18 protein-coding genes, 3 rRNA genes and 1 pseudogene are annotated in these 24,834 nt (G+C 70.6%); 6 read left to right on the forward strand and 16 right to left on the reverse strand.

The window, feature by feature from the left end:
• Nucleotides 1–53: 53 nt before the first annotated feature.
• From OSR43_RS19030 to OSR43_RS19055, 6 genes are all read right to left on the reverse strand, one after another.
• Nucleotides 54–1,628 carry an aldehyde dehydrogenase family protein gene (locus OSR43_RS19030; RefSeq protein ID WP_302268352.1) on the reverse strand — a complete coding sequence of 525 codons (1,575 nt, stop codon included), beginning with the start codon at nt 1,626–1,628 and terminating at the stop codon, nt 54–56.
• Nucleotides 1,625–3,229 carry a GMC family oxidoreductase gene (locus OSR43_RS19035; protein ID WP_302268353.1) on the reverse strand — a complete coding sequence of 535 codons (1,605 nt, stop codon included), beginning with the start codon at nt 3,227–3,229 and terminating at the stop codon, nt 1,625–1,627. Before OSR43_RS19035 ends, OSR43_RS19030 begins: the two co-directional genes overlap by 4 nt.
• Before the next feature lie 143 nt (nt 3,230–3,372).
• A complete protein-coding gene (locus OSR43_RS19040; protein ID WP_302268354.1) occupies nt 3,373–3,891 on the reverse strand; it encodes a DUF5709 domain-containing protein in 519 nt (172 codons plus the stop codon).
• 105 nt (nt 3,892–3,996) lie between these two features.
• Nucleotides 3,997–4,428 (reverse strand): ATP-binding protein, encoded by a 432-nt coding sequence (locus OSR43_RS19045; protein WP_302268355.1) that lies wholly within the window; start codon nt 4,426–4,428, stop codon nt 3,997–3,999.
• A 51-nt stretch (nt 4,429–4,479) separates the two neighbouring features.
• Nucleotides 4,480–4,626: a hypothetical protein gene (locus tag OSR43_RS19050; RefSeq protein WP_302268356.1), complete on the reverse strand. Its 147-nt coding sequence runs from the start codon at nt 4,624–4,626 to the stop codon at nt 4,480–4,482.
• A complete protein-coding gene (locus OSR43_RS19055; protein WP_302268357.1) occupies nt 4,623–6,452 on the reverse strand; it encodes a hypothetical protein in 1,830 nt (609 codons plus the stop codon). The genes OSR43_RS19050 and OSR43_RS19055 overlap by 4 nt, the downstream gene beginning before the upstream one ends.
• 52 nt (nt 6,453–6,504) lie before the next feature.
• Here OSR43_RS19055 and OSR43_RS19060 point away from each other — a divergent pair, with 52 nt between their 5' ends.
• On the forward strand, nt 6,505–7,317 hold the full coding sequence (locus OSR43_RS19060; protein ID WP_302268358.1) for a MerR family transcriptional regulator: 813 nt from the start codon (nt 6,505–6,507) through the stop codon (nt 7,315–7,317).
• Between the two features lie 100 nt (nt 7,318–7,417).
• On the opposite strand, the gene rrf is transcribed toward OSR43_RS19060, so the two are convergent.
• The 5 genes from rrf to OSR43_RS19085 all read right to left on the reverse strand — a co-directional run bounded on the left by rrf (nt 7,418) and on the right by OSR43_RS19085 (nt 13,947).
• Nucleotides 7,418–7,534, reverse strand: a 5S ribosomal RNA gene (gene rrf / locus OSR43_RS19065).
• A gap of 128 nt (nt 7,535–7,662) precedes the next feature.
• A 23S ribosomal RNA gene (locus OSR43_RS19070) occupies nt 7,663–10,803 on the reverse strand.
• A gap of 367 nt (nt 10,804–11,170) precedes the next feature.
• Nucleotides 11,171–12,689, reverse strand: a 16S ribosomal RNA gene (locus OSR43_RS19075).
• Together the 16S, 23S and 5S rRNA genes form the textbook arrangement of a ribosomal RNA operon.
• A 473-nt stretch (nt 12,690–13,162) precedes the next feature.
• Nucleotides 13,163–13,489, reverse strand: a complete 327-nt coding sequence (locus tag OSR43_RS19080) for an STAS domain-containing protein (RefSeq protein WP_302268359.1) — start codon at nt 13,487–13,489, stop codon at nt 13,163–13,165.
• Between the two features lie 62 nt (nt 13,490–13,551).
• Nucleotides 13,552–13,947 carry a hypothetical protein gene (locus OSR43_RS19085; protein ID WP_302268360.1) on the reverse strand — a complete coding sequence of 132 codons (396 nt, stop codon included), beginning with the start codon at nt 13,945–13,947 and terminating at the stop codon, nt 13,552–13,554.
• Between the two features lie 97 nt (nt 13,948–14,044).
• On the opposite strand from OSR43_RS19085, the gene OSR43_RS19090 reads away from it, so the two are divergent.
• Nucleotides 14,045–14,836 (forward strand): SDR family oxidoreductase, encoded by a 792-nt coding sequence (locus OSR43_RS19090; RefSeq protein ID WP_302268362.1) that lies wholly within the window; start codon nt 14,045–14,047, stop codon nt 14,834–14,836.
• Nucleotides 14,837–14,977: 141 nt separating this feature from the next.
• The gene (locus tag OSR43_RS19095; protein WP_302268363.1) at nt 14,978–15,844 is read left to right on the forward strand and encodes a PRC and DUF2382 domain-containing protein; all 867 of its coding nucleotides are present in this window, start codon (nt 14,978–14,980) and stop codon (nt 15,842–15,844) included.
• 99 nt (nt 15,845–15,943) lie between these two features.
• Here OSR43_RS19095 and OSR43_RS19100 read toward each other — a convergent pair whose 3' ends face one another.
• From OSR43_RS19100 to OSR43_RS19115, 4 genes and pseudogenes are all read right to left on the reverse strand, one after another.
• Nucleotides 15,944–16,096, reverse strand: coding sequence for a hypothetical protein (locus tag OSR43_RS19100; RefSeq protein ID WP_302268364.1), 153 nt, complete (start codon nt 16,094–16,096; stop codon nt 15,944–15,946).
• Between the two features lie 153 nt (nt 16,097–16,249).
• Nucleotides 16,250–16,651: pseudogene (locus tag OSR43_RS19105) on the reverse strand (DUF2382 domain-containing protein); the annotation flags it as partial.
• 83 nt (nt 16,652–16,734) lie between these two features.
• Nucleotides 16,735–17,394 carry a hypothetical protein gene (locus OSR43_RS19110; RefSeq protein ID WP_302268365.1) on the reverse strand — a complete coding sequence of 220 codons (660 nt, stop codon included), beginning with the start codon at nt 17,392–17,394 and terminating at the stop codon, nt 16,735–16,737.
• Nucleotides 17,395–17,467: 73 nt separating this feature from the next.
• On the reverse strand, nt 17,468–19,339 hold the full coding sequence (locus tag OSR43_RS19115) for a PAS domain S-box protein (RefSeq protein WP_302268366.1): 1,872 nt from the start codon (nt 19,337–19,339) through the stop codon (nt 17,468–17,470).
• A 95-nt stretch (nt 19,340–19,434) separates the two neighbouring features.
• Between OSR43_RS19115 and OSR43_RS19120 the strand changes: the two genes are divergently transcribed.
• The 3 genes from OSR43_RS19120 (at nt 19,435) to OSR43_RS19130 (ending at nt 24,271) form a co-directional block, all read left to right on the forward strand.
• Nucleotides 19,435–19,647, forward strand: coding sequence for a hypothetical protein (locus tag OSR43_RS19120; protein WP_302268367.1), 213 nt, complete (start codon nt 19,435–19,437; stop codon nt 19,645–19,647).
• Between the two features lie 134 nt (nt 19,648–19,781).
• A complete protein-coding gene (locus OSR43_RS19125; protein WP_302271727.1) occupies nt 19,782–22,958 on the forward strand; it encodes a response regulator in 3,177 nt (1,058 codons plus the stop codon).
• A gap of 35 nt (nt 22,959–22,993) precedes the next feature.
• Nucleotides 22,994–24,271, forward strand: a complete 1,278-nt coding sequence (locus OSR43_RS19130; RefSeq protein WP_302268368.1) for a hypothetical protein — start codon at nt 22,994–22,996, stop codon at nt 24,269–24,271.
• Here OSR43_RS19130 and OSR43_RS19135 read toward each other — a convergent pair.
• The gene (locus OSR43_RS19135; RefSeq protein ID WP_302268370.1) at nt 24,261–24,830 is read right to left on the reverse strand and encodes an RNA polymerase sigma factor; all 570 of its coding nucleotides are present in this window, start codon (nt 24,828–24,830) and stop codon (nt 24,261–24,263) included. The genes OSR43_RS19130 and OSR43_RS19135 overlap by 11 nt on opposite strands.
• Between the last annotated feature and the right edge of the window lie 4 nt (nt 24,831–24,834).

Raw genomic sequence — 24,834 nt, forward strand, 5'->3', positions numbered from 1 at the left:
GTGCCCAGCGTGCGCCCGGGCGCGCGCTGGGCACCACGAGGCGGTGGAAGGGGTCAGCCGCGGCGGCGCCCGCGGATCGTCTCAAGCGGCCGGCGCGGCAGCTTGGGCAGCTGGGAGGCACGACCGTGCAGGGCGAGCAGGAGCGTCGCGACCGTCGAGTCCTGCTCGGGCGTGCGGTCGAACGTCGTGAGGTTGAGCGGCGCCTTGAACCGGGTGCGGGTGACCGCCTTGGCGTAGGTGAACTCCCGCAGCCCGTCCGGGCCGTGGATCCGTCCGAAGCCCGAGTCGCCCACCCCTCCGAACGGCAGCGTCGGCACGCCGGCGAACGAGATCACCGAGTTGATCGACGTCATCCCCGTGCGCAGCCGCCGGGCGAGGTCGTCGCCGCGCTTGGCGGTGAAGATGGCCGAGCCCAGGCCGTACTTCCCGGCGTTGGTCAGCTCGACCGCCTCGTCCATGTCGCGCACCCTGCGCACGGTCACCGTCGGCCCGAAGGTCTCCTCGGTGACCGCCTCGCTGTCCTCTGGCACATCGACGAGGACGGTGGGCTGGACGAACCGGTCGCCGACCGCCTCGGCGCCACCCACGACGGCCCGCCCGCCCCGGGCGAGCGCGTCGTCGACGTGGCGTCGTACGACGTCGAGCTGGCCGGGCATGGTCATCGGGCCGATCTTGGCGTCGACGTCCACGCCGGCGTGCACCGAGCGGGCCCGCTCCGCGAGCAGGTCGACGAAGCGGTCGTGCACCTTCTCGTGCACGTAGACCCGCTCGACCCCGGCGCAGGTCTGGCCGGCGTTGGCGAAGGCGCCCCAGGCGGCCGCGTCGGCCGCGGCGTCGAGGTCGGCGTCCTCGTCGACGAGGAGCGCGTCCTTGCCACCGGCCTCGATGACCACCGGGGTCAGGGTCTCCGCACAGGCGGCCATCACCCGCTTGCCGGTGGCGGTCGAGCCGGTGAAGGCGATCTTGTCGGTCCCGGCCCGGCACAGCGCCGCCCCGGTCTCGCCGTACCCGGTGACGACCTGCAGCAGGTCGTGGTCGGGCACGACCTCGCGCAGGCTGTCGGCCAGCCAGGTGCCGACGCCCGGGGTCAGCTCGCTGGGCTTGAAGACGACGGTGTTGCCGGCCGCGAGCGCGTAGGCGATCGACCCCATCGGGGTGAAGACCGGGTAGTTCCACGGGCCGATGACCCCGACGACGCCGAGCGGGAGGTACTCCACCGACGCGGCCTGGTTGGCCAGCAGGAGGCCCGGCGAGACCCGCCTGCGGCCCAGGACCTTCGCGGCGTGCGACCCGGCCCAGGCCAGGTGGTCGATCGCGAGCGCGCACTCGAGCTGGGCGTCGCCGTGGGGCTTGCCCGTCTCCTGGTGGACCACGTCGCACAGCTGGGCCAGGCGCCGGGTGATCACGCCGCGCCACTGGGTCAGGACCTGCTGGCGGCCCTCGAAGCCCAGCCCGGCCCACCAGTCCGCGGAGGCCCGCGCCCGGGCGACGGCGGCCCGCACGTCGGCCTCGTCGTGCACGGGGTGGACACCCACCACGTCGCCGGTGGCGGGGTTGATCGACTCCAGCTTCCCGTCGGTGCCGGTGGTCGTGCCGGTGGTCGTGCCGGTGGTCGTGCCGGTGGTCATCGGAGGGCCTTTCCGCGGAGGAGGTCGGCGGCGCGCTCGCCGATCATGATCGTGGGGGCGTTGGTGTTGCCGCGCGTCACCATCGGCATCACGCTGGCGTCCGCGACCCGGAGGCCGTCGACGCCGCGCACCCGCAGCTCGGGGTCGACGACGGAGCGCTCGTCGTCACCCATCGCGCAGGTGCCGACGGGGTGGTAGAGCGTCTGGGTGTAGCTCCGGACGTGCTCGACGACCTGCGCGTCGGTCGGGTCCTCGCCCCAGGTCTCCATCGTCGGCAGGCCGGGGCCGGTGACGTGGTCGGCCAGCGGCCCCGTGGCGACGGTCTCGAGCATCCGGCGCACGCCGGCCGTCATCGCGTCGAGGTCCGCCTGGTCGTCGTAGTAGCCCGGGTCGATCTCGGGGTGCCAGCGCGGGTCGGTCGAGCGCAGCCGCAGGGCCCCCCGGCTCGCGACCGAGACCAGCGTCGGTGCGACGGTGACCTTCCGGGCGGTCGCCTCGTGCAGCCCGTTGTCGTAGAAGCCGGTCGGCGCGACGTGGACCTGCAGGTCCGGTGCGGCCAGATCGTCGCGGGTGCGCCAGAAGCCGCCCCCCTCGCCGATGTTGGAGACCAGGGGGCCGGTGCCGGTGGCCTTCGCGCGCGCCAGCTGCAGCAGGTTGTTGTGGTCCATCAGGTCGCTGGTGCCGCGGGTGGCGAAGACGAGCGGCACGGCCGGGTGGTCGTGCAGGTTCTGCCCGACGCCGGGCAGGTCGACGACCACGTCGACGCCCACCTCCCGCAGGTGCGCGCCCGGCCCGATGCCGGAGAGCATCAAGAGCTGCGGGGAGTTCACCGCCCCTCCCGCGAGCACCACCTCCCCCTCGACGTACGCCGTGCGCGTGCCGGCGCCGTGCTGGTAGGCGACGCCCACGGCGCGGCCGCCCTCGACGACGACCCGCTCGGCGAGGGCCCCGGTGCGGACCGTCAGGTTGGGACGGTCGGCCGCGGGGTCGAGGTAGGCCCGGGCCGTCGACCAGCGGCGGCCCTTGCGGCAGGTGACCTGGTAGAGCCCGGCACCCTCCTGCTCGGCGCCGTTGAAGTCGTCGGTCGGCTTGAAGCCGGCGGCGACGGCCGACTCGACCCAGGCGGTGGTCAGCGGATGGGTGTAGCGACGGTCCTCCACGTGCAGCGGTCCGTCCTGGCCGTGGAAGGGCCCGGCCAGGCGGGTGTTGCCCTCCGCGCGGACGAAGTACGGCAGCACGTCGTCGTAGCCCCAGCCGGTCGCGCCGTACGCGTCGCGCCAGGTGTCGTAGTCCGCCCGGTTGCCGCGGATGTAGATCATCGCGTTCATCGACGAGCAGCCGCCGAGCGCCTTCATCCTCGGCCAGTAGGCGCGGCGGCTCTCGAGCTGCTTCTGCTCCGAGGTCTGGTAGTTCCAGTCCCACCGCGTCTTGAACAGGTTCGCGAACGCCGCCGGGATGCTGATCTCGTCGGCGTCGGCCGCCCCGCCGGCCTCCAGGAGCAGCACCGAGACCGACGGGTCCTCGGTCAGCCGTGCGGCGACGACCGCGCCGGCGCTGCCGGCTCCGACCACCACGTGGGTGAAGACTTCCCGGTCCGGCACGACGTCCTCCTCGGCTCGCGCGTCACCGGCGGCGTCGCCGGGACGGTGCGGGGAACACTAGGCCGGGTGACGGCGATCACCAAGGGCCGCGTCCAGATCGGACGCGGCCCTCGGCAACGGTGGATCGGTCCTGCTCAGAGTTCTCAGAGGTCCTCGTCGGCGACCACGTGCACCGCGGCCTCCTCGGCGCTCGCGGCGGCGCCGTCGATGCCGACGTCGCCGGCCACCAGGTCCTTCTCGGTGTCGGTCCGGGCACCCTCGTCGGACTCGACCAGGCGGCCGGCGCGCTCGTCGCCGACCTGGGCGCCCTCGCGGATCACGTCGTTGAGCTCACCGCGGTCGGCCTCCTGCTCGGCCTGCTCGTACGGGTCGGGCTCGGGGATCTCCTGCTCGAGCCGCTGCTCGAAGGTCTCGCCCATGCTCTCCTCGAGCGGGGTGTTGCCGTAGCCCTGGGCGACCGACCACTTCTCCGGCGGGCTGTAGCCCTCGTCGAGGGGCTCGCCGATGTCGGTGTTCTCCTGCACCAGGCTGTCGCCCGAGCTCTGCGGCTGCGTCTCGTCGTCGACGCTGTAGCCGTGGTAGCTCTCGTTGTCGCTGGCGTCCTGGGTGACGTCGACGGACGGGTCGGTGCCGAGGGCTGCGGAGTCGTCGTTCTGGCTCATGGGGACCCGGTACCCGACCTCGGCACGGCTATCGGTCGACGCACCTCACACCCCTGCCGCGCATCCGCCCGCCTGGGCAAGGGCCGCCTCCCGCAGCTCCTGGTGTCAGGAGGCGAAGACGATCTGAGCGGTCACCCGGACCGTGCCGTCGTCCAGGTCGACCCCCCACTGCTCGCAGACGTGGTCGACGATGGCCAACCCACGACCCCGGGCGGCGAACTGGGACGCCTCGCCCGGCTGGAACCGGTCGAGGACCTCCTCGCCCACCTCGGGGTCGACGTCGCCCGCCACGGTCAGCCGGGCCCCGGTGTCGTAGAGGCACCACGTCGCCTCGACGTGGCCGCAGCCGTGGGGCGGGCCGTGCTCGACGGCGTTGCTGGCCAGCTCGGAGAAGACCAGGACCACGTCCTGGGCCGCACGCCGGTCCAGCTCGGCCTGCTCGAGGTCCTGGACCAGGGCTCGGCGCGCGTCGGCCACCGCGGCCAGGTCGTGCCACAGGTGCACGCGGGTGCACGGGTCCTGCTCGAGGGCGGTCATGCACCCCCGGTGAGCGGACCCGGCCCGCCCCAAACGGGCGAGGCGCTGCGCTCAGCCCTCCTGCTCGCCGCGCCACCGCAGGTAGAACACGGTGAGGAAGGCGACGAGCAGCGGCCCGAACGCGAGGAGCAGCACGAGGAACCCCTCGCCCCCGTGCAGGGCGCCCATGTGCAGCGGCGCGGTCGGCCCGACCGTCATGCCGGCACCTTCGGGGCGGTCACGGAGCCCACGTCCGGACGCGTCGCCCGCGCGAACCGGGTGACGCCCCAGCCCAGGCCCAGGACCAGGGCGAGGGAGCAGAGCAGGACCACCGAGCCCGCCGCGAGCCACAGCCACCCCGGGACGTCGTCGGAGAGCTCGCGCTGGAGCAGCAGCTTCTCCTCGTCGAAGGGGCGCGTGCCGTCCTCGACCGGGATCTCCGGCTCACCGAGCGCGGTGTCCTCGGGCAGGTAGACCGGCATCGCGGTGAGGTCACGGCCGTCGTGCAGCCGCACCATGGTCTTCCAGCCGTCGTCGGCCGGCACCGACCGGGTCGTGCGCCACACCCCGGGGCCGGTCTCCTCGAGGTGGTCGACGACCAGCCCCTCGCTCCCCTGGCCGCCCTGCCACCCGGTGACGGTGAGCCAGGCCGGCGCCCCGGAGACGGCGTCCTGGTCGAGGCGCACCTCGAGGTCGACCTCCCCACCGCCCGCGTCGGCCACCGCGACGGTGCCCTCCAGGTCGCTGGGCTGGGTCGCGAGCACCCCGTTGGTCGCACACGCGGCGATCGCGGCCAGCGCGAGCGCAAAGAGCAGCCGCGGACGCAGGGCGTCGGGCAGGTCGCGCCGCAGACCCCGAACCAGCAGCCCGCCGAGCAGGCCGGCGGCAGCACCGGCCACGGTCGCCATGGCGACACCCTCGACCGCGATGTCCGAGGTCCACGGGAGGGGGAACGCGACCTGGGTCCAGGCGTGCTCCGCGGCGTACCCCACGGTGCCGATGAGGACGCCGCTGGTCACGCCGAAGGCGACGGGACGGTGCGCGAGCCGGAGGGCGACCAGCTCGACGACGACCGCCTCGGCGAGGTAGAGCGGCACCGAGGCCCACAGCTCGCCGAGCACCGGGCCGACGACGACGCTCACGCCGCCGCGGACCACGAGGTAGAACAGCACCGCGGCGATCGCCGCGCCCCGGCCGATCCACAGCCGGGCGACGACCAGGCTGAAGGCCGCGGCGAGCGCGATGAGGAAGGGCTGGAGCACCAGGCGGAACTGCGGCACCCCGAAGTCGAACTCCGCCTGGAACACGCTCATCCCGATCAGCAGACCGCCGACCAGGCACGCCTTGAGCACGTACGTCGCCACCGGGCTGGTCCGCCTGCCGGTGCGCTCGGTGGCCGTGCGGCCCTCCTCGAACAGCACCGCCATCGCCACCAGCGACAGACCGGCGCCCCCGATGAGCATCAGGTGGGTCGGGCCCCACAGGGTCACGTCCTGGCCGAAGATCCGGTGCCACACGTCGTCGAGCGGGAAGCCCAGGAGCGCGTAGGTGCCTGCTCCGGTGAGCAGCACGCCGCCGGCCGGGGCGTTCCACCCCGGGGCGAGGCGCACGCCCGAGGGCCCGACCTCGTCCTGCCGCGGGAGGGCGCACGCCAGCACGCCCGCCGCGGAGATGCCGAAGAGCCCGAAGAGGATCGGGTAGTGGGCCGGGTTGGCCAGCGGCCCCTCGTCGCGGCCGATCCCGATGTGCAGCGCGATGTCCCAGTACATCCCCAGCAGGGCGGTGATCAGCGAGACCATCGCCACCATCAGCGGCACCTGCGCCCACGGGGCGAGGGTGCCGAAGAACCGGGAGCGGTCCATCCGCTCCATCAGCCGGGTCAGCGCGGGCAGCCGGCCGGAGCGGTGGGCGACCACGACCACGCCGAGCGCGATCGTCATGAGGAGCGCCAGGCCGGAGGCGAGCGCGACCTCGCCGAGGGCGGCAGCGCCCGCGGGCCGGTCCTCGACCGCGGTCGGCACGGCGGGGGTCTCGGAGAACAACATGCTTCTATGTAACATCGTTCGATGCAACCGTGGCAAGGGCTAGGATCGCGCCGTGGTCCACGACACGTCCTCCCCCAGCGGGGAGACGGCGCCAGCGGGCCCTGCCGGGGCCGGTGAGCCGGGTACCGACGAGGTGTTCGTCGTCGAGGAGCTCGCGCGGCGCACCGGTGTCTCGGTCCGCTCCCTGCGCAGCTACCAGTCCCGCAGGCTGCTGCCCCCACCGCACCTCCGCGGACGCACCGGCTTCTACGGGCCCGAGCACGTCGAGCGGGTCCGCCTGGTCCAGCAGCTGCGCGCCGCCGGCCTCAAGCTCGACGGGATCGCCCGGATGCTCGACCGGGACACGACGGCGGACGGGCAGCTGCTCGCCTTCACCGAGCACGCGCGCGGGATGTTCAGCGCACCCGAGCCGGAGGTCACCACGCTGGCCGACCTCGTCGACCGCTTCCGGCTGCAGGCCGACGACGCCGGCGAGGTGCTGGCCACGGCGCTCCGCCTCGGCCTCGTGCGAGAGGCGCCCGACGCCGCGGACGGCGAGCCGCAGGTCGAGGTGGTCGCACCGGCCCTCCTGATCGCGGGCGAGGAGGCCATGCGCCTGCTCGGGCTGGACGCGCCCGGAGCCCTCGACCTCCTCGAGCGGCTCCGGCGGCACGCCGACGGAGTGGCCAAGCTGTACGTCGAGCTCTTCGTCGACCGCGTGTGGCAGCCGTTCGTCGACGCGGGCAAGCCGGCCGTCGCTTGGCCCGACGTCGAGCAGGCCCTCGACGACCTGCGCCAGCTGGCGACGCGGGCCCTGCAGAGCACGTTCGACCTCGCGATGGTCACCCGGGTCGACCGGGTGCTCGGCGAGCGCCTGCTCGGCTGAGGCCGCCTGCGCCGATCCCCGCGTCGACGCAGCGGGATCATCAGGCTGGAAATGCAGAACAGCGCCATCCCCGGAGGGATGGCGCTGTTCTTGAAGTGTTGTCCGGCGGCGTCCTACTCTCCCACAACCTCGCGGTTGCAGTACCATCGGCGCTGAAAGGCTTAACTTCCGGGTTCGGGATGGGACCGGGTGTTTCCCTTTCGCTATGGCCGCCGTAACTCTAACGGACCATGCGGTCTCGGGACGCCTGGTGGCGCACCGACCGCACAGACCAAGTCTGGCGTGTTCTGGATTCGTGGACGCGAGCACTCGTGCAACGTGGTTGTTGTCTTGGTTGAGTGGTTGTGGGACAAGCCCTCGGCCTATTAGTACCGGTCGGCTAGGCATTGCTGCTGTACACCTCCGGCCTATCAACCCAGTGTTCTGCTGGGGGCCTTACCCACATAAGTGGTGGGAAACCTCATCTTGAAACGTGCTTCCCGCTTAGATGCATTCAGCGGTTATCACTTCCGAACGTAGCTAACCAGCCGTGCCCCTGGCGGGACAACTGGCACACCAGAGGTTCGTCCATCCCGGTCCTCTCGTACTAGGGACAGCCTTTCTCAAGTTTCCTGCGCGCGCGGCGGATAGGGACCGAACTGTCTCACGACGTTCTAAACCCAGCTCGCGTGCCGCTTTAATGGGCGAACAGCCCAACCCTTGGGACCTGCTCCAGCCCCAGGATGCGACGAGCCGACATCGAGGTGCCAAACCATCCCGTCGATATGGACTCTTGGGGAAGATCAGCCTGTTATCCCCGGGGTACCTTTTATCCGTTGAGCGACGTCGCTTCCACATGCCGACGCCGGATCACTAGTTCCGACTTTCGTCCCTGCTCGACATGTCTGTCTCACAGTCAAGCTCCCTTGTGCACTTACACTCGCCACCTGATTGCCAACCAGGCTGAGGGAACCTTTGAGCGCCTCCGTTACATTTTAGGAGGCAACCGCCCCAGTTAAACTACCCATCAGGCACTGTCCCTGATCCGGATCACGGACCTAGGTTAGACATCTAGTACGACCAGAGTGGTATTTCAACGATGACTCCACACTCACTGGCGTGAATGCTTCACAGTCTCCCACCTATCCTACACAAGCCGAACCAAACACCAATACCAAACTATAGTAAAGGTCCCGGGGTCTTTCCGTCCTGCCGCGCGTAACGAGCATCTTTACTCGTAGTGCAATTTCGCCGAGTCCACGGTTGAGACAGCGCCCAAGTCGTTACTCCATTCGTGCAGGTCGGAACTTACCCGACAAGGAATTTCGCTACCTTAGGATGGTTATAGTTACCACCGCCGTTTACTGGGGCTTAAGTTCTCCGCTTCGACACACAAGTGCGTCTAACAGGTCCCCTTAACCTTCCAGCACCGGGCAGGAGTCAGTCCGTATACATCGTCTTACAACTTCGCACGGACCTGTGTTTTTAGTAAACAGTCGCTTGGGCCTGGTCTCTGCGGCCGTCACTGCTTCCCCCAGCAAGTGGGATCACAGATCGGGCCCCCCTTCTCCCGAAGTTACGGGGGCATTTTGCCGAGTTCCTTAACCATGGTTCGCTCGATCGCCTTGGTATTCTCTACCTGATCACCTGAGTCGGTTTGGGGTACGGGCGGCGCGTAGCTCGCTAGAGGTTTTTCTCGACAGCATAGGATCACCCACTTCCCCACAATTGGGTCCCCATCAGATCTCAGGATCGACATCAAAGTCAGCAGTACGGATTTACCTACACTGCTCCCTACATCCTTGGCCACGGACAACCATCGCCGTGGTTGGGCTGCCTTCCTGCGTCACCCCATCGCTTGACTACTACCAGCTCGGGTCCCACGCTCCGCCAAGCCCCATCCCCCCGAAGGGTTCAGTAAGCAAGGTTTCGGGTGGTTAGCATCACCAGGTTCGTCATGGGCGCTACTTTGCCGGTACGGGAATATCAACCCGTTGTCCATCGACTACGCCTGTCGGCCTCGCCTTAGGTCCCGACTTACCCAGGGCAGATTAGCTTGACCCTGGAACCCTTGATCATTCGGCGCACGTGTTTCTCACACGTGATTCGCTACTCATGCCTGCATTCTCACTCGTGTCGCGTCCACCCCTGGGTCACCCCGGAGCTTCACTCGCGACACGACGCTCCCCTACCCATCCACACACCTGAACCAACCCAAAAGGCGGCTTAGTTAACGCATGAATGCCATAGCTTCGGCGGATGACTTGAGCCCCGCTACATTGTCGGCGCGGAATCACTTGACCAGTGAGCTATTACGCACTCTTTCAAGGGTGGCTGCTTCCAAGCCAACCTCCTGGTTGTCAATGCGACTCCACATCCTTTTCCACTTAGTCACCGCTTAGGGGCCTTAGCTGATGGTCTGGGCTGTTTCCCTCTCGACTACGGAGCTTATCCCCCGCAGTCTCACTGCTGCGCTCTCACTTACCGGCATTCGGAGTTTGGCTAACGTCAGTAACCTGGTCGGGCCCATCGGCTATCCAGTGCTCTACCTCCGGCAAGAAACACGCAACGCTGCACCTAAATGCATTTCGGGGAGAACCAGCTATCACGAAGTTTGATTGGCCTTTCACCCCTATCCACAGGTCATCCCCTCAGTTTTCAACCTAAGTGGGTTCGGTCCTCCACGCGGTCTTACCCGCGCTTCAACCTGCCCATGGATAGATCACTTCGCTTCGGGTCTTGATCGTGCTACTCAAACGCCCTGTTCGGACTCGCTTTCGCTACGGCTTCCCCACACGGGTTAACCTCGCAACACAACGCAAACTCGCAGGCTCATTCTTCAAAAGGCACGCCATCACCCCAACACCCACAAGGGGCAGCCGGGCTCTGACGGATTGTAGGCACACGGTTTCAGGTACTATTTCACTCCCCGCCAGGGGTACTTTTCACCTTTCCCTCACGGTACTTGTCCGCTATCGGTCATCAAGGAGTATTTAGGCTTAACGGGTGGTCCCGCCAGATTCACACGGAATTTCAGGGGTTCCGTGTTACTTGGGATACCGCTCCAGAGACACAAACTTACACTTACGGGGCTATCACCCTCTACGGCGCCACTTTCCAATGGACTTCAACTTCACTTGCGTTTTCTTACTCTGCGCCAGTCCGGCAGAACCAGCAGAACGGTCCCACAACCCCTCATACGCAACCCCTGCCGGGTATCACACGTACAAGGTTTAGCCTCATCCGATTTCGCTCGCCACTACTCTCGGAATCACTGTTGTTTTCTCTTCCTGTGGGTACTGAGATGTTTCACTTCCCCACGTTCCCTCCACACACCCTATATATTCAGGTGCAGGTAACTGGACATGACTCCAGCTGGGTTCCCCCATTCGGACATCCCCGGATCAACGCTCGGTTGCCAACTCCCCAGGGCTTATCGCAGGCTCCTACGTCCTTCATCGGCTCTTGATGCCAAGGCATCCACCATGTGCCCTTCATAGCTTGTCTCACAAACACTCAACGAAGACAACAACTACAAAAGTATTACAAGATGCTCGCGTCCACTATCCAGTTCACAAACTCCACACCCACCCGGGCCACCACCAAGCAACAAACTCAGATGGCAGTCCCGGAAGGTCTGCTTCAACACTGGGGTGTGATTCCCCAGAGCCCAACAGTGTGCCAACCCCACCCCATCAGACCCCACTCCCAGGTTCCACACCCGGACACCCCCACCCCACAAACAAGGGAAGGCGAACGGGTAGTACTGAGGAAGCAAAGCCCCACCGGGCAAAGCATCATCGACGATTCCACTAGTGAGACACCACCATGCGTCACCACACATTCGGCGGTGATCGGGGTGTGTGCTCCTTAGAAAGGAGGTGATCCAGCCGCACCTTCCGGTACGGCTACCTTGTTACGACTTCGTCCCAATCGCCAGCCCCACCTTCGACGGCTCCCTCCCACAAGGGGTTAGGCCACCGGCTTCGGGTGTTGCCGACTTTCGTGACGTGACGGGCGGTGTGTACAAGGCCCGGGAACGTATTCACCGCAGCGTTGCTGATCTGCGATTACTAGCGACTCCGACTTCATGGGGTCGAGTTGCAGACCCCAATCCGAACTGAGACCGGCTTTTTGGGATTCGCTCCGCCTCGCGGCATCGCAGCCCTTTGTACCGGCCATTGTAGCATGCGTGAAGCCCTGGACATAAGGGGCATGATGACTTGACGTCATCCCCACCTTCCTCCGAGTTGACCCCGGCAGTCTCCTATGAGTCCCCACCATGACGTGCTGGCAACATAGGACGAGGGTTGCGCTCGTTGCGGGACTTAACCCAACATCTCACGACACGAGCTGACGACAGCCATGCACCACCTGTACACCGACAAAAAGGGGCACTATCTCTAGCGCTTTCCGGTGTATGTCAAACCCAGGTAAGGTTCTTCGCGTTGCATCGAATTAATCCGCATGCTCCGCCGCTTGTGCGGGCCCCCGTCAATTCCTTTGAGTTTTAGCCTTGCGGCCGTACTCCCCAGGCGGGGCGCTTAATGCGTTAGCTGCGGCACGGAACCCATGGAATAGGCCCCACACCTAGCGCCCAACGTTTACGGTGTGGACTACCAGGGTATCTAATCCTGTTCGCTCCCCACACTTTCGCTCCTCAGCGTCAGGACATGCCCAGAGAACCGCCTTCGCCACCGGTGTTCCTCCTGATATCTGCGCATTTCACCGCTACACCAGGAATTCCGTTCTCCCCTGCATGCCTCTAGTCTGCCCGTATCGGAAGCAAGCCCAGAGTTAAGCCCTGGGTTTTCACTCCCGACGCGACAAACCGCCTACGAGCCCTTTACGCCCAATAATTCCGGACAACGCTCGCACCCTACGTATTACCGCGGCTGCTGGCACGTAGTTGGCCGGTGCTTCTTCTGCGGGTACCGTCACTTGCGCTTCGTCCCCGCTGAAAGAGGTTTACAACCCGAAGGCCGTCATCCCTCACGCGGCGTTGCTGGATCAGGCTTCCGCCCATTGTCCAATATTCCCCACTGCTGCCTCCCGTAGGAGTCTGGGCCGTGTCTCAGTCCCAGTGTGGCCGGTCACCCTCTCAGGCCGGCTACCCGTCGAAGCCTTGGTAGGCCATTACCCCACCAACAAGCTGATAGGCCGCGAGCACATCCCCCACCGAAAAAACTTTCCACAACCACACATGCATGCAGTCGTCATATCCGGTATTAGACCCCGTTTCCGAGGCTTATCCCGAAGTGGAGGGCAGATTACTCACGTGTTACTCACCCGTTCGCCGCTCGTGTACCCCCGAAAGGGCCTTACCGCTCGACTTGCATGTGTTAAGCACGCCGCCAGCGTTCGTCCTGAGCCAGGATCAAACTCTCCGTTGAAAAACAACACCACCACCAGACACAAAGCCCGACGGCGGAAAAAGAGATGCCCCTGACAGGAGAAACTGACATTCATTGGACCCCCGTAAGGAGATCCAGCCAGAATCATTGTCAAAGAAACCATCAACCAACCAACCCCACAAAAGAGGGAGATCAGTCGACGGGGCATAACAAACTAATTCGTCGACTATGACACACTGTTGAGTTCTCAAGAATCACACGCACACCGCGGACAGCGATCCCTCACTGCCCTCCGGGGCTCGCACACCCTAGACACCCAAGACCCACACCAACAAACCGGTGCAGCCCCCGAACCACCAGGACCATGCTGTGGTCAACCCGGGGCCGGAAGCCCGACCAGACCGGCCTTGCTCCCCGCCGCTCCCTGGCGACAGAGAAAACATTAGACGGCTTCCCGGTGAAGTGCCAAATCGGGCGGCCACCCACCTTCGGCGGCGCTCCGGTCAGGGGTCTCAGCCGGCCGTCCCGCGCGTGACCGCGGCGTCGTGCTCGATCCCCATGAGCGCGAAGACCCGCGCCGGCAGCGTGCCGTCGGCCGCCACCAGGGTCAGCAGCCCGCCGGCCCGGAGCGCCGCGCCCTGCGCGGCGACCAGCGCGCCGATCCCGGCGCTGGGCAGGAAGTCGACGTCGTCGACGTCGACCCACACGACCTGGCCCCGGTGGCCGGCGACGAAGTCGGCGAGCCGCTCCTGGAGCACCGCGACGATGTCCTCGTCGACGGAGCCGGCGACGCGCAGCACGTCGCCCTGGGTCTCGAACGAGAGGCTCCTACCGTCCACGGACCGCAGCGTAGGAGTGTGTGGGCCCGTGCGCACCCGTTGTCCGCGGTGCGGCGAGCCGCTCAAGCCGAGTCCCGCTCGGCGCCGAGCTCGCGCCGCACCGGCAGCCGGGGGACGCCGCCGAGCCGGCCCGCGTGCCGGACCCGGTCGGCGTGGCGGCCCAGCGCCTCCCACAACGCCGCGTGCGCAGCCCACGGGAGCGGGTCGTCGGCGACGTACCAGCTCGTGCCGAAGGAGACCCACACCGGCGTCCACTCCTGCGCGCAGTCCCAGGCGCCGCGCCGGGCCTCGACCAGCCGGCGCCGGACCTGGAAGGCCATCCGCGGTCCGTCCGCCGCGATCGGCGCGGTCGCCACCGGCCAGACCCACAGGTCGAGCGCCATCAGGTCCAGCTCGAGCTCGCGCAGGACCGTCGGGTCGACGAGCACGGTCGCGACGTTCTCGTGCGGACGCCTCATGCCCGAGACGCTAGACCGGGGACACGACGGCCGCCACCACCCCGCGAGGTGGACGGAGGACGCGGAACGCGCTGCGGTCGGTGGGTACCGACGCCGCATGACCAACTACCCCCGTCTCGCCATCGTGACCGGCGCCGACTCCGGCATCGGCCGCGCCACCGCAGAGCTCCTCGCCACCGAGGGGTACGACGTCGGGCTGACCAGCCACGAGGACGTGGAGGGCGCCCGGGAGACCGCGCGGGCGATCGAGCAGCGCGGCCAGCGCGCCTTCGTCGAGCCCTTCGACGCCTCCGATCCCGGTGCGGGCGCCGTCGTCGACCGGCTCGTCGAGCAGCTCGGCGGGCTCGGCGTGCTCGTCAACGTCGCCGGTACCGGCCACAGCAGCCGGGTGCTCGACACGGACCTCGACACCTGGCGCCACGTGCTGGCCACCGACCTCGACGGCCCGTTCCTGACCTGCCGCGCCGCGGCGAGGCACATCGTCGACGCCGGCCACCCGGGGCGCATCGTCAACGTGACCAGCGTGCACGAGCACGTCCCGCGGCTCGGTGCCGCGGCGTACTGCGCCGCCAAGGCCGGGCTCGGCGCCCTGACCGAGGTGCTCGCGCTCGAGCTCGGCGAGCACGGCATCACGGTCAACTCCGTCGCCCCCGGCGAGATCTCCACCGAGATGACCGGCATGGACACCGAGGAGGCCTACCACCAGGAGCGCCCCGGCAACCCGCTCGGGCGACCGGGGCACGTCAACGAGGTCGCTTCGGTGATCGCGTTCCTGGCCTCGCCGCGTGCCGCCTACGTCACGGGCAGCAGCTACGTGGTGGACGGCGGCCTCTCGCTGATGGCCGCGCACGGGCACGACGAGGCGGGCGCCGGCTGGCGCGAGCTGTGACCCTCCACCGACCACCGTCGTGACGGGGCTCACCCTCCGGGATGGTCTTGTCGACTTTGCCCAGCCGAGCCGAATGCGGCCGAGAGACGACGGGGAAGGGAGGGGTCAGCAACCATCCCGATCGGAAGGAAGCACTCCCCCATGATCACTGAGACCCAGGCGCGCGACGTCATCGGTTCGACCGCCTACGGCTCCGACGGCGAGAAGATCGGCAAGGTCGGTCAGCTCTTCCTCGACGACCAGACCGGTCGCCCGGAGTTCGTGACCGTCAACACCGGCCTGTTCGGCATGAAGGAGACCTTCGTACCGGTCCAGGACGCCGAGCTCTCCGGCAGCGACCTGCGGCTGCCGTACACCAAGGACAAGATCAAGGACGCGCCGAACGTCGACCTCGACGCCGGCCACCTCGACCAGTCCGAGGAGGAGCGGCTCTACGCCCACTACGGCCTCGGGAGCGGCACCTCGGGCGTGGCCGGCACGTACGGCGACGCCGGCACGACGTACGACGACAGTGCGACGACCCGCAACGACGGCGTCCTCGGTGTCTCCGGCACGTCCGGCACCGGCACCGGCACCACCGGCACGGCGGGCACGGCGCCCGCCGGCCACGACACCTCGGGACCGAACACCGACGACGCCATGACGCGGTCCGAGGAGCGCCTCGAGGTGGGCACCACCAGCCAGGAGGCGGGCCGCGCACGGCTGCGCAAGTACGTCACCACCGAGACCGAGACGCGCACCGTCCCGGTGACCAAGGAGCGTGCGGTCGTGGAGACCGAGCCGGTCACCGGCGGCAACGTCGACGAGGCCCTCGACGGGCCGGCCATCTCCGAGGAGGAGCACGAGGTCGTCCTGCACGAGGAGCGCGCGGTCGTGGACAAGACCGCAGAGCCGGTCGAGCGGGTGCGCCTCGGCACCGAGACCGTCGTCGACGAGCAGACGGTCACCGAGGACGTCCGCAAGGAGCACATCGAGGTCGAGGGCGACGTGGACGACCGCCGCGTCTGACGCTCCCCCGGTCCACCGACGGCCGCCCGCACCCCCCCGGGTGCGGGCGGCCGTCCGCGTCGTGGGCGCCCCGGCGTCGTAGGCGTGCCCGCCCGGGTGTCAGCGGCTCGGCACCTCCGGCTCGGCGAGCTCGGCACCGAGCCGGTGCACGACGTACCCGCACGCGGGATCGAGGACCCGGACCCTCAGGTCGTGCCCGCCGCCGGCGGCCGGGACGACCTGGGCCAGGCAGCTGCAACGCACCAGGGCCATGCGGCGCAGGCTAGGCCGCCCCGGCCCGCCCTCGCCGGAGAACCGGGCAAGGTGTGAGCGGCGCCTCCCGGCCCCCAGCACGGCAAACGGCCACCCGCACCGCGCTGGTGCGCGGTCCGGGTGGCCGTCGGCCGGGTGCCGGGCGGCGGCGGTCTAGCCGGGCGGAGGGGCGCTCCGGCGGTCCTCGACCTCGATCCCCTCGTCGCCCTCGACCTCGACGTGCTCGCGGCGCAGCTCGGTCTGGAGCGTGTGCTCGTCGACGACGGTGTGCTTGCGCACGATCACCCGCTCGCGCACGACCAGCTTCTTGGTCACGACGAGCACCTCCTCGAAGACCGGGATCGAGACCGCACCGTCCTCGAGCGTCTCGACCTCCCCGCTGTCACCCTCGAGGGCCGGGACGCGCTCGGAGGTGTCGGCGTGCTCGACGCTGCGGCTCACCGTCTCCTCGACCGGGTAGGTCTCGACGTGCTTGCGCACGTGGACGCGGCCGGACTCGTGCTGCTCGGTGCCGACGACCGAGCGCTCCTCGTGGCGCACCACCGAGCCGTCGTCGGGCTCGACCGCCCCGCTCGTCCCCGGGAGGTCGACGGGGGTCGTGGGATCGAGCGGGTCGGGCTCGTGGCCGGGCTGGTGGCTCATCGGTGCTCCTCCGCGGTGATGCCGCCTTGGTGCGTGCGCACCTTGCGACGCGTCCTGACGACCTCGACCTCCGAGCTGTGCCGGTGGCTTTCACCCAGCCGTCCGCCGAGCCAGCCGCCGAGCAGCATGCACAGCAGCGCGAGGACCCCGGTGACGATCGCGGCCGTGCCGAGGGCGTCGGAGCTGAACCAGTCGGGCAGGCCCACCCGCTCGCGGACGTCGGCGTCGTCGCCGGCGAGGGCCGCCAGGCCGGCCAGCAGGGCGGCCAGCACGACGAGCCACAGGGCGGCGAGCAGGCCGTGGAGCGGGCCGCGGGCGCGCGCCACGCGGGCGGCGACCCAGCCGCCGACGAGGCACGCGAGGAACAGGACGACGAGACCGGCGACGAGACCGCCGATCGACAGGTCGGAGCCGTCGACGCCGCGCTGGAAGCCGATGGTGCCGATCGTGCCGACCAGCGCCGACAGCAGCACCAGGGTGCCCAGCGCGGCGAGCGCACCGGCCAGGGTCGCGAGCACGTCCAGGGTGCGCCGTCGCGAGGCGCCGACCACGTCACCGTGCTCGGTGTCCGCGCGGAGGACCACCTGCTCCTCGGCGGGGCGGGGGATGGAGGGCCGGCCGGGACCGCCGGCGGCTGGGGGATGGGCGTCGGTCATCGTCGCTCCTGTCTCGGAACCGGGGAGTACCCCGCCCGAGCCCGGTCATACGGCCGCCCGGCCGCTCAGGCGCTCAGTCGCGGCGCTCGCGCGGGAGACGCAGCACGAAGCTCTGGTCCTCCACCGAGTACGTCGCGGAGCCGCCGTGCGCCTCGGCCAGCGCGCGCACGATGTAGAGCCCCAGCCCGGTGCCGCCGGTGGTGGTGCCGAACCGCTCGAAGAGGCGGTCCCGGGACTCGGCGGGCACGCCCGCGCCGGAGTCGCGGACCGCGATCACGACGCTGTCGCCGTCGGCGCGGGCACTGACCACGACCGGGGGCCGCCCGTGGGTCAGCGCGTTGACGACGAGGTTGTCGACCATCTGCACCAGGCGCCCGGCGTCGGCGACGACGACGAGACCCGGGTCGAGGTCGAGCAGGACGTCGCCGCCCGGCCGGCTGCCGCGAGCGGCGGTCGCGACCGAGCGCAGCGGCTCGTCGAGGGGCACCGGCGCGAGGGTGAGACCGAGGCTGCGGGCGTCGGCGCGCGAGGCGGTGAGCAGGTCGTCGAGCAGCCGGCGCAGCTGGTCGGCGGTGCGCCGCATGCCCTCGGCGAAGTCCTGGCGCTCGCCGTCGGTCAGGTCCGCGTGGTGGCGGGCCAGCGTCTCCGCCGTCGCCGCGAGGACGCCGACGGGCGAGCGCAGCTCGTGGGCGGTGACCGCGAGGAACTCCGCCTGGTCGGCGGCGGAGCGCCGCAGCCGCTCGTTGGCCTGCTGCTGCAGCTCGAGGATGCGCCGGCGCTCGGTGGAGTCGCGGGTGACCTTGGCGAAGCCCACCAGGTCGCCGTCGGCGTCGTGGACGGCCGAGATCGTCACGTGCGCCCAGAACCGGCTGCCGTCCTTGCGCAGCCGCCAGCCCTCCTCCTCGTAGCGGCCCTCGCGCCGGGCGATGGCCAGCTCGTGCTCGGGATGCCGCTCGGCCTGCTTGTCCGGCGGGTAGAAGACCCGGAAGTGCCGTCCGACGATGTCGTCGGCGGAGTAGCCCTTGCTGCGCTGGGCGCCGGCGTTCCAGCTGGCCACGTGGCCCTCGGGGTCGAGCATGAAGATCGCGTAGTCCTGCACGGCCTCGACCAGGAGCCGGAAGCGCTGCTCGGTCTCGTGCAGCTCCGCCTCGGCCAGCCGCTGCTCGGTGACGTCCTGGGCCTGCAGCAGGAAGTAGAGCGGGCGGTCCTGGGCGTCGAGGACCGCGGAGATCGTGGCGTGGAGGCGACGGCCCGGGTCGTCGGCGAGCCCGTGCTCGATCTGGACCGCGCCACCGCTCTCGCGCAGCAGCTGCAGGGCCTCGAGGACCCGTTTGTGGTCGTGGGCGAGGTCGGGGTACGGCGTGCCGACGAGTGCGTCGGCGTCCTCCCCCAGCACCTGGACGAAGTGGCGGTTGACCCGCACGACCCGACCGTCCAGGGTCATCGTCGCCATCCCGATCGCGGCGTCGTCGAAGATCTCGCGGAACCGCTCGAGGTGCTCGGCGAGCACCGGGTCGAGCTCGGGCGGCGGACCGTCCTCCACCGCGGCGGGGGCCGGCTCGGACGGGGGCCCGGGCGCGGCGACGTCCACCAGCCGGTCCACGAGCTCCTCCAGCGGCACGGACTTCTCCACGAAGTCGGTCGCGCCCAGCCGCCGGGTGTGCTCGGCCAGGCCGGCCTGGTCGAAGCCGCTGAACATCACCACCCGCGTGGTCGGGGAGGCGTCCAGCACGAGCGGCAGCGCGCCGAGCCCGTCGCGACCGGGCATGGAGACGTCGAGCAGCATCAGCGCCGGGCGGTGCGCGCGGGCGAGCTCCACTGCGTCGTACCCGTCCGCCCCCTCGCCCACGACCTCGAGCCGACCGGACAGCCGCAGCCGGGTCTTGACCAGCAGCCGCACCTCGGGGGCGTCGTCGACGACGACGATCGTGGGGAGACCGGGCATGCGCCGGAACCTACTGCACCCCGGTCCGGTGAGGACGGTCGCGGACGGCGGGTACCGGGGGCACGACCCCTGACCCTCCTGGGAAGGAGACCCCCGTGCGCGGACTCATCGGACTGCTGGTGGTGGTGTGGCTGGTGATCGGCGCGGCCGCCGCCTGGCAGCGCGGCTACTTCGGCGACGACCGGGACGCCAGCTGCAGCACGGTCGGCGACACCGTCCTCACCGTCGTCGCCGGCCCGCTCAACTACGTCGGCGTCAACCCCAAGGTCGACTGCAAGGTCCCCGACGCGCCCCAGCCCTCGGAGTAGGTCACCGGGCGGTCCACAGCGGCCCGGGTCCCACCGGCGGATTCGGAGCCTCCGCTGCGCAGGTGGGGGCCGGGGCGACATGATGGTCCGTCGGAGGTGGGTGCGTGGCGCAGGCGGGTGGACCACCGGAGCACGTGTTCCGGTGGGTGGCCGAGACGACGACCGACGGCCTGTGCTTCCTCGACGCCGGCGGCACCATCACCTACGTCAACGACGCCGTCGCGTCGGCCGTCGGCCGGGCGCCGCACGAGCTGCTCGGCGCGCCGGTGCGCGACCTGTTCACCGTGCGCCCGGGCGGGCCGGGCGAGCCGGGCGAGGCGGAGCACCCCCACGAGGGCACCGACGAGCACGCCGGCGACAACGTCGAGGCCGTGCTCGTGCGCGCCGACGGGACCCGGGTCCCCGCCCTCGTGACGTCGGTGCGCCTGCCCGACGAGGCCGGCGAGCAATGGCGCTGGCTGGTCCGGGTCACGCCGTACGCCGGGCGGCAGGGGCTGCTGGAGCAGCTGCGGGCGCGCGAGCGCTCGCTCGCCGACGCCCAGGAGATCGCCCGCCTGGGCAGCTGGAGCTGGGACCCGGCCGCCGACGTGGCGGAGTGGTCCACCGAGATGTTCCGGATCACGGGCCGCGACCCGCTGCAGTGGACCCCGACCCTCGACTCGTTCCTCGACTCCCTCCACCCTGACGACCGGGAGGCGGTGGCGTCCGCACTGGCCTCGGTCGTGGCGGGCGGCGAGAGCTTCGAGGTCGACGCGCGCCTGGTGCGGCCCGACGGGCAGGTCCGCTGGATCCGCGCGCTGGGCCGGGGCCGTGGCCTGTCGACCGGCGGCCGCGCGCTGCGGGGCACCGTCCAGGACGTGACCGCCCTCAAGGTGGCCGACGCCGAGGCCGCCGAGGCCGGCCAGCGGCTGCGGCTGCTGCAGGAGGTCGCCCTCGCCGCCAACCGGGCCACCACCCTGCGCGAGGCCCTCGAGATCGCCGCGCGGGCGCTCCCGGCGCACGGCAGCGGCTGGCAGCCGCTCGCGGTGCACGTGCCGGCCGCCGGCCGGCTCGTGCCCCTCGCGACCTTCGACGGCGCGGTCGCGGCCGACCTCGCCCTGGTCGAGCGCGCGCGACGCACCCGGGAGATCACGACCGCCCCGGCGCCGGGCCTCGCCGACACGCACAGCCTGGTGGTGCTGCCGGTCCTCGAGGCCGAGGAGGTGCTCTGCCTGGTCTCCCTCGTGGCCGACGAGGCGCCCCCGGAGGAGACCTCCTACCAGCTGCTGCGGCAGGTCGCGATCCAGCTCGGGCTCGTCGCCGAGCGCGAGCGGCACGCCACCGAGCTGGCCGAGGCCCGCGACCAGGCGATGGAGGCCTCGCGGCTGAAGTCGGAGTTCCTGGCCACGATGAGCCACGAGATCCGCACGCCGATGAACGGCGTGATCGGCCTGACCGACCTGCTGCGGCGCACTGCGCTCGACGACCAGCAGCAGCGTCTCGTCGACGGGCTGCGCGACGCCGGCCTGACGCTGATGGCGATCATCAACGACATCCTCGACCTGTCGAAGATCGAGGCCGGCAAGCTGGAGCTGGAGACCGCGGACTTCGACCTGCGCGGCGTGCTCGACCAGACCGCGGGCGTGCTGGCCGGACCGGCCCACGAGAAGGGCCTGGAGCTCGTCGTCGCCTGTGCCGCCGACGTCCCCCGGGTGCTGCGCGGCGACGCCGTGCGGCTGGGCCAGGTGGTCGCCAACCTGGCGTCGAACGCCGTGAAGTTCACCGACCGGGGCGAGGTGGTCATCAGCGCCGAGCTGGTCGAGGAGACCCCGGTCGAGGCCGTGGTGCGGGTGACCGTGCGCGACACGGGCGTCGGCATCGACCCCCGCGGGCGTGCCCGGCTCTTCGACGCCTTCACCCAGGCCGACCCCTCCACCACGCGTCGGCACGGCGGCACCGGGCTGGGCCTGGCGATCTCCCGGCAGCTGGTCCACGCCCTGGGCGGGGAGATCTCCGTGGAGAGCGAGCCCGGCCGGGGCAGCGCCTTCGCGTTCACCGCGCGCCTGGACCGCGCCGACGCTCCCCGCCACGCCGCGCCGGCCGGGTCCGAACCGGCTCCGCTCGCCGGCCGGCGCGTGCTCGTCGTCGACGACAACGCGACGAACCGCGCGGTGCTGGTCGAGCAGCTGGCCTCCTGGGGCGTCGACGCGGTCGCGGTCGCCTCCGGGACCGAGGCCGCGCTGACCCTGCGCGAGGCGACCCGCAGCGGCCGCCCGTACGACGTGGCGGTGCTGGACCTGCTGATGCCCGAGGAGGACGGCCTCGAGCTCGCGCGGCGGCTCCGCGCCGACGCGCACGTCGCCGAGCCCCGGCTCCTCCTGCTCTCCTCCGACCAGGCCGTCGGGGGCGGGGACGCGCGGGCGGCCGGCTTCGACGCGACGCTGGCCAAGCCGGTGCGCCACGACGACCTGCGCGAGGTGATCGCCTCCGTGGTCGGTCCCGGTCCGGGCACCGTCGACCGGCCGGCCGCGGGGCCGGCCTACGAGCTCGGCGTCCGGGTGCTGGTCGTGGAGGACAACCCGGTCAACCAGCTCGTCGCCACCGGCATCCTGGAGAGCCGGGGGTACGCCGCGGACGTCGCCTCGGACGGGATCGAGGCCGTCGAGCGCCTGCGCGGCGAGCACGGGTACGCCGCGGTGCTGATGGACTGCCGGATGCCGCGGATGGACGGCTTCGAGGCCACCCGCACCATCCGTCGCACCGAGCCGGCCGGCCGGCGCCTGCCGGTCATCGCGATGACCGCCTCGGCCCTCGAGGGCGAGCGCGAGCGGTGCCTGGCCGCCGGCATGGACGACTTCCTCACCAAGCCGGTCGACCCCGGTGAGCTCGACGCCGTGCTCCGGCGCTGGACCGGCCCGCAGGCGGCGCCGGACCGGCCTGCCGACGGGGCGCTCGACGACCACGCGGGCCGGTCGCGCCCGACCGGCGCCGTGCTGGACCCCGCCCGGGTCCGGATGCTCGACGAGCTGAAGAAGGACGGCGTGAGCTTCTTCGTCCGCACGGCCACCTCGTTCCTGGGCCGGATCGACGAGCAGGTCGCCGCGATCCACGACGCCGTCCGGTGCGGGGACGCCAACCGCACGTTCACCTCCACCCACCTGGTCAAGGGCAGCGCGCTGAACCTGGGCCTGACCCGGGTCGCCGAGGTGGCCCAGCGGATGGAGGAGCACGCCGAGCAGGGCAGCGCGGCCGGCATGGACGGGCTGCTCGCGGACCTCGACCGCGAGATCACCGCGGCGGTGGGCGCCCTGCGGGACGCGGTCGGCACCTAGTGGGTGCGCCGGGACCGCAGCCGGTCCTCCCCCCGGTGCTGCCGCGGTTCGAGGTCGTCGCCCGGCGGCGACCCGTCGAGCTGGTCCGGCCCTTCGCGTCGACCTCGGGCGCACCCGGCGGGCCGGTCGCGCCGTACGTCGCCGTCGAGGGCCCTGACGTCGGCCCGGGCGCCGGCCCGCTCACCCTGGCCGGCGACGGCCTGCGGGTGGTCGCGTCCTACGACGGCACGGCGCGGCTGGAGGTCACCGCCGCGGGCCGGACGACCCGGCACCGGTCGCGGCGGCACGGCCGCGCGGGCGCGCCCGTCGAGCGCCTCGGGCTGGCGCTGACCGGCACGCACGTGACGCTGCTGGCCCGGGAGGCCGGCAGCTGGGTCGCGCGCTGCCGCGTCGACCTCGCCCGGCGGGTCGACACCCGCGACGAGCGGCGGGTGACCACCCTCGAGGCCGCCGGCGGCACGTTCGGCTCCTTCGGCCAGCTCGGGCTGCGCGACCTGCGCGTGGTCACGACGGCCGACGGCGCGGCGTACCGCCCGGGCGGGCTGGTGCACCTCACCGCCACCTCGGCCGGCCCCGGGTTCTTCGACACCGCGCACACCTCGGTGTGGACCCTGGACCCGGTGACGCTCGACCTCGAGCACGCGGCCGACCTCTTCTTCCGCCGCCCGGACCGGCCCGGCGTGCTGGGCGACCACGCCACGCACCTGGTCCGCGACGGGGACCGGTGGCTGGTCGCCACGAGCACGTGGGGCGACTTCGACCGCCGCCGGCGCACCCGCGTCACGCTCGCGGAGACGACGGCCGACCTCCTGCGGGGCACGCACGTGCTCGACACCCGTGAGCTGCCGCTGCCGACCGACGGCCTGCGCTCCGTGGCGGTGTGGGACCCGCACCTGGTCCGCACCGACGACGGCTGGCTCGTCGGCTTCGTGTCGGCGCGGCGGTACTTCGAGTTCCACCCCGCCCTCGCCGGCGGCCCCGACCTCGGCGGGCTGCGCCTGCTGGCCGCGGACCCCTCGCCGCGCGAGTGCGAGGGCACGACGCTGCTCCGCCTCGACGGCCGGTGGCGGGTGCTGGCCAGCGACAAGGACCAGCGCACGTGGCCGGTGCACGACCTGGCGCTGCGCCGCACCGGCCGCCTCGACGCGCCGTACCCCTCGAACATCCCGTGGCCCACGCTCGTGCCGCTGGCCGACGCCGAGGGCGGCGGGTGGCTGGCGGTGACCTTCGACGGCACCCGGGCCGGCGGCCGGCTCGCCGGCTACGGCACCCACGGCGACGTGGTCGTGATGCGCGCGCCGGTCAGTCGGTGACGCGCAGCAGCGGTCGCACCGCGTTGCGGGCGCTGTGGATCCGTGACTTCACCGTGCCCAGCGGGACGTCGAGCACCCGGGCGATCTCGGCGTAGTCCAGCTCCTGGACGTCGCGCAGCACCAGCGGCTCCACCAGCTCGGGGTGCTCGGCTCCCACGACCTCCAGGGCGTCGAGCAGGTCCAGCCGGCTGCCCGCGATGACGCTCGTGGTGCGCGGGTCCGCGGCCACGGGGAGCTCGTCGGTGAGCCGTTCGGCCGCGCGGCGGCGCAGCGTCCGGTACGTCGAGCGGGCGCTGTTCGACGCCACGACGTGCAGCCAGGTGGTGAACCGGCTGCGCCCGCCGAAGGACCCGATCCTCGTCGCGACGAGCAGCAGCGCGTCCTGCGCCGCCTCCTCGGCGTCCTCGGGGAAGAGCAGCATGCGCCCGCAGATCCGCCGCACCCGCGGCTGGACCGCGGCCAGCAGCTCCTCGAGCGCCTCGCGGTCACCCGCGGCGGCCCGCAGGGCCAGGGCGTCGAGCTCGTCGGGGGTGGGCTCGGTGCCGGGGTCGTGGCTCACGGTC

Origin of the sequence: Nocardioides sp. Arc9.136, assembly GCF_030506255.1 — a bacterium.
Taxonomy (GTDB): Bacteria; Actinomycetota; Actinomycetes; order Propionibacteriales; family Nocardioidaceae; genus Nocardioides.

Excerpts from the sequence above, each read along its gene's own strand:
- OSR43_RS19030 (WP_302268352.1), bottom strand. The coding sequence starts at position 1,628 with ATGACCACCGGCACGACCACCGGCACGACCACCGGCACGACCACCGGC.
- OSR43_RS19040 (WP_302268354.1), bottom strand. The coding sequence starts at position 3,891 with ATGAGCCAGAACGACGACTCCGCAGCCCTCGGCACCGACCCGTCCGTC.
- OSR43_RS19045 (WP_302268355.1), bottom strand. The coding sequence starts at position 4,428 with ATGACCGCCCTCGAGCAGGACCCGTGCACCCGCGTGCACCTGTGGCAC.
- OSR43_RS19050 (WP_302268356.1), bottom strand. The coding sequence starts at position 4,626 with ATGACGGTCGGGCCGACCGCGCCGCTGCACATGGGCGCCCTGCACGGG.
- OSR43_RS19055 (WP_302268357.1), bottom strand. The coding sequence starts at position 6,452 with ATGTTGTTCTCCGAGACCCCCGCCGTGCCGACCGCGGTCGAGGACCGG.
- OSR43_RS19085 (WP_302268360.1), bottom strand. The coding sequence starts at position 13,947 with ATGAGGCGTCCGCACGAGAACGTCGCGACCGTGCTCGTCGACCCGACG.
- OSR43_RS19090 (WP_302268362.1), top strand. The coding sequence starts at position 14,045 with ATGACCAACTACCCCCGTCTCGCCATCGTGACCGGCGCCGACTCCGGC.
- OSR43_RS19095 (WP_302268363.1), top strand. The coding sequence starts at position 14,978 with ATGATCACTGAGACCCAGGCGCGCGACGTCATCGGTTCGACCGCCTAC.
- OSR43_RS19100 (WP_302268364.1), bottom strand. The coding sequence starts at position 16,096 with ATGGCCCTGGTGCGTTGCAGCTGCCTGGCCCAGGTCGTCCCGGCCGCC.
- OSR43_RS19110 (WP_302268365.1), bottom strand. The coding sequence starts at position 17,394 with ATGACCGACGCCCATCCCCCAGCCGCCGGCGGTCCCGGCCGGCCCTCC.
- OSR43_RS19115 (WP_302268366.1), bottom strand. The coding sequence starts at position 19,339 with ATGCCCGGTCTCCCCACGATCGTCGTCGTCGACGACGCCCCCGAGGTG.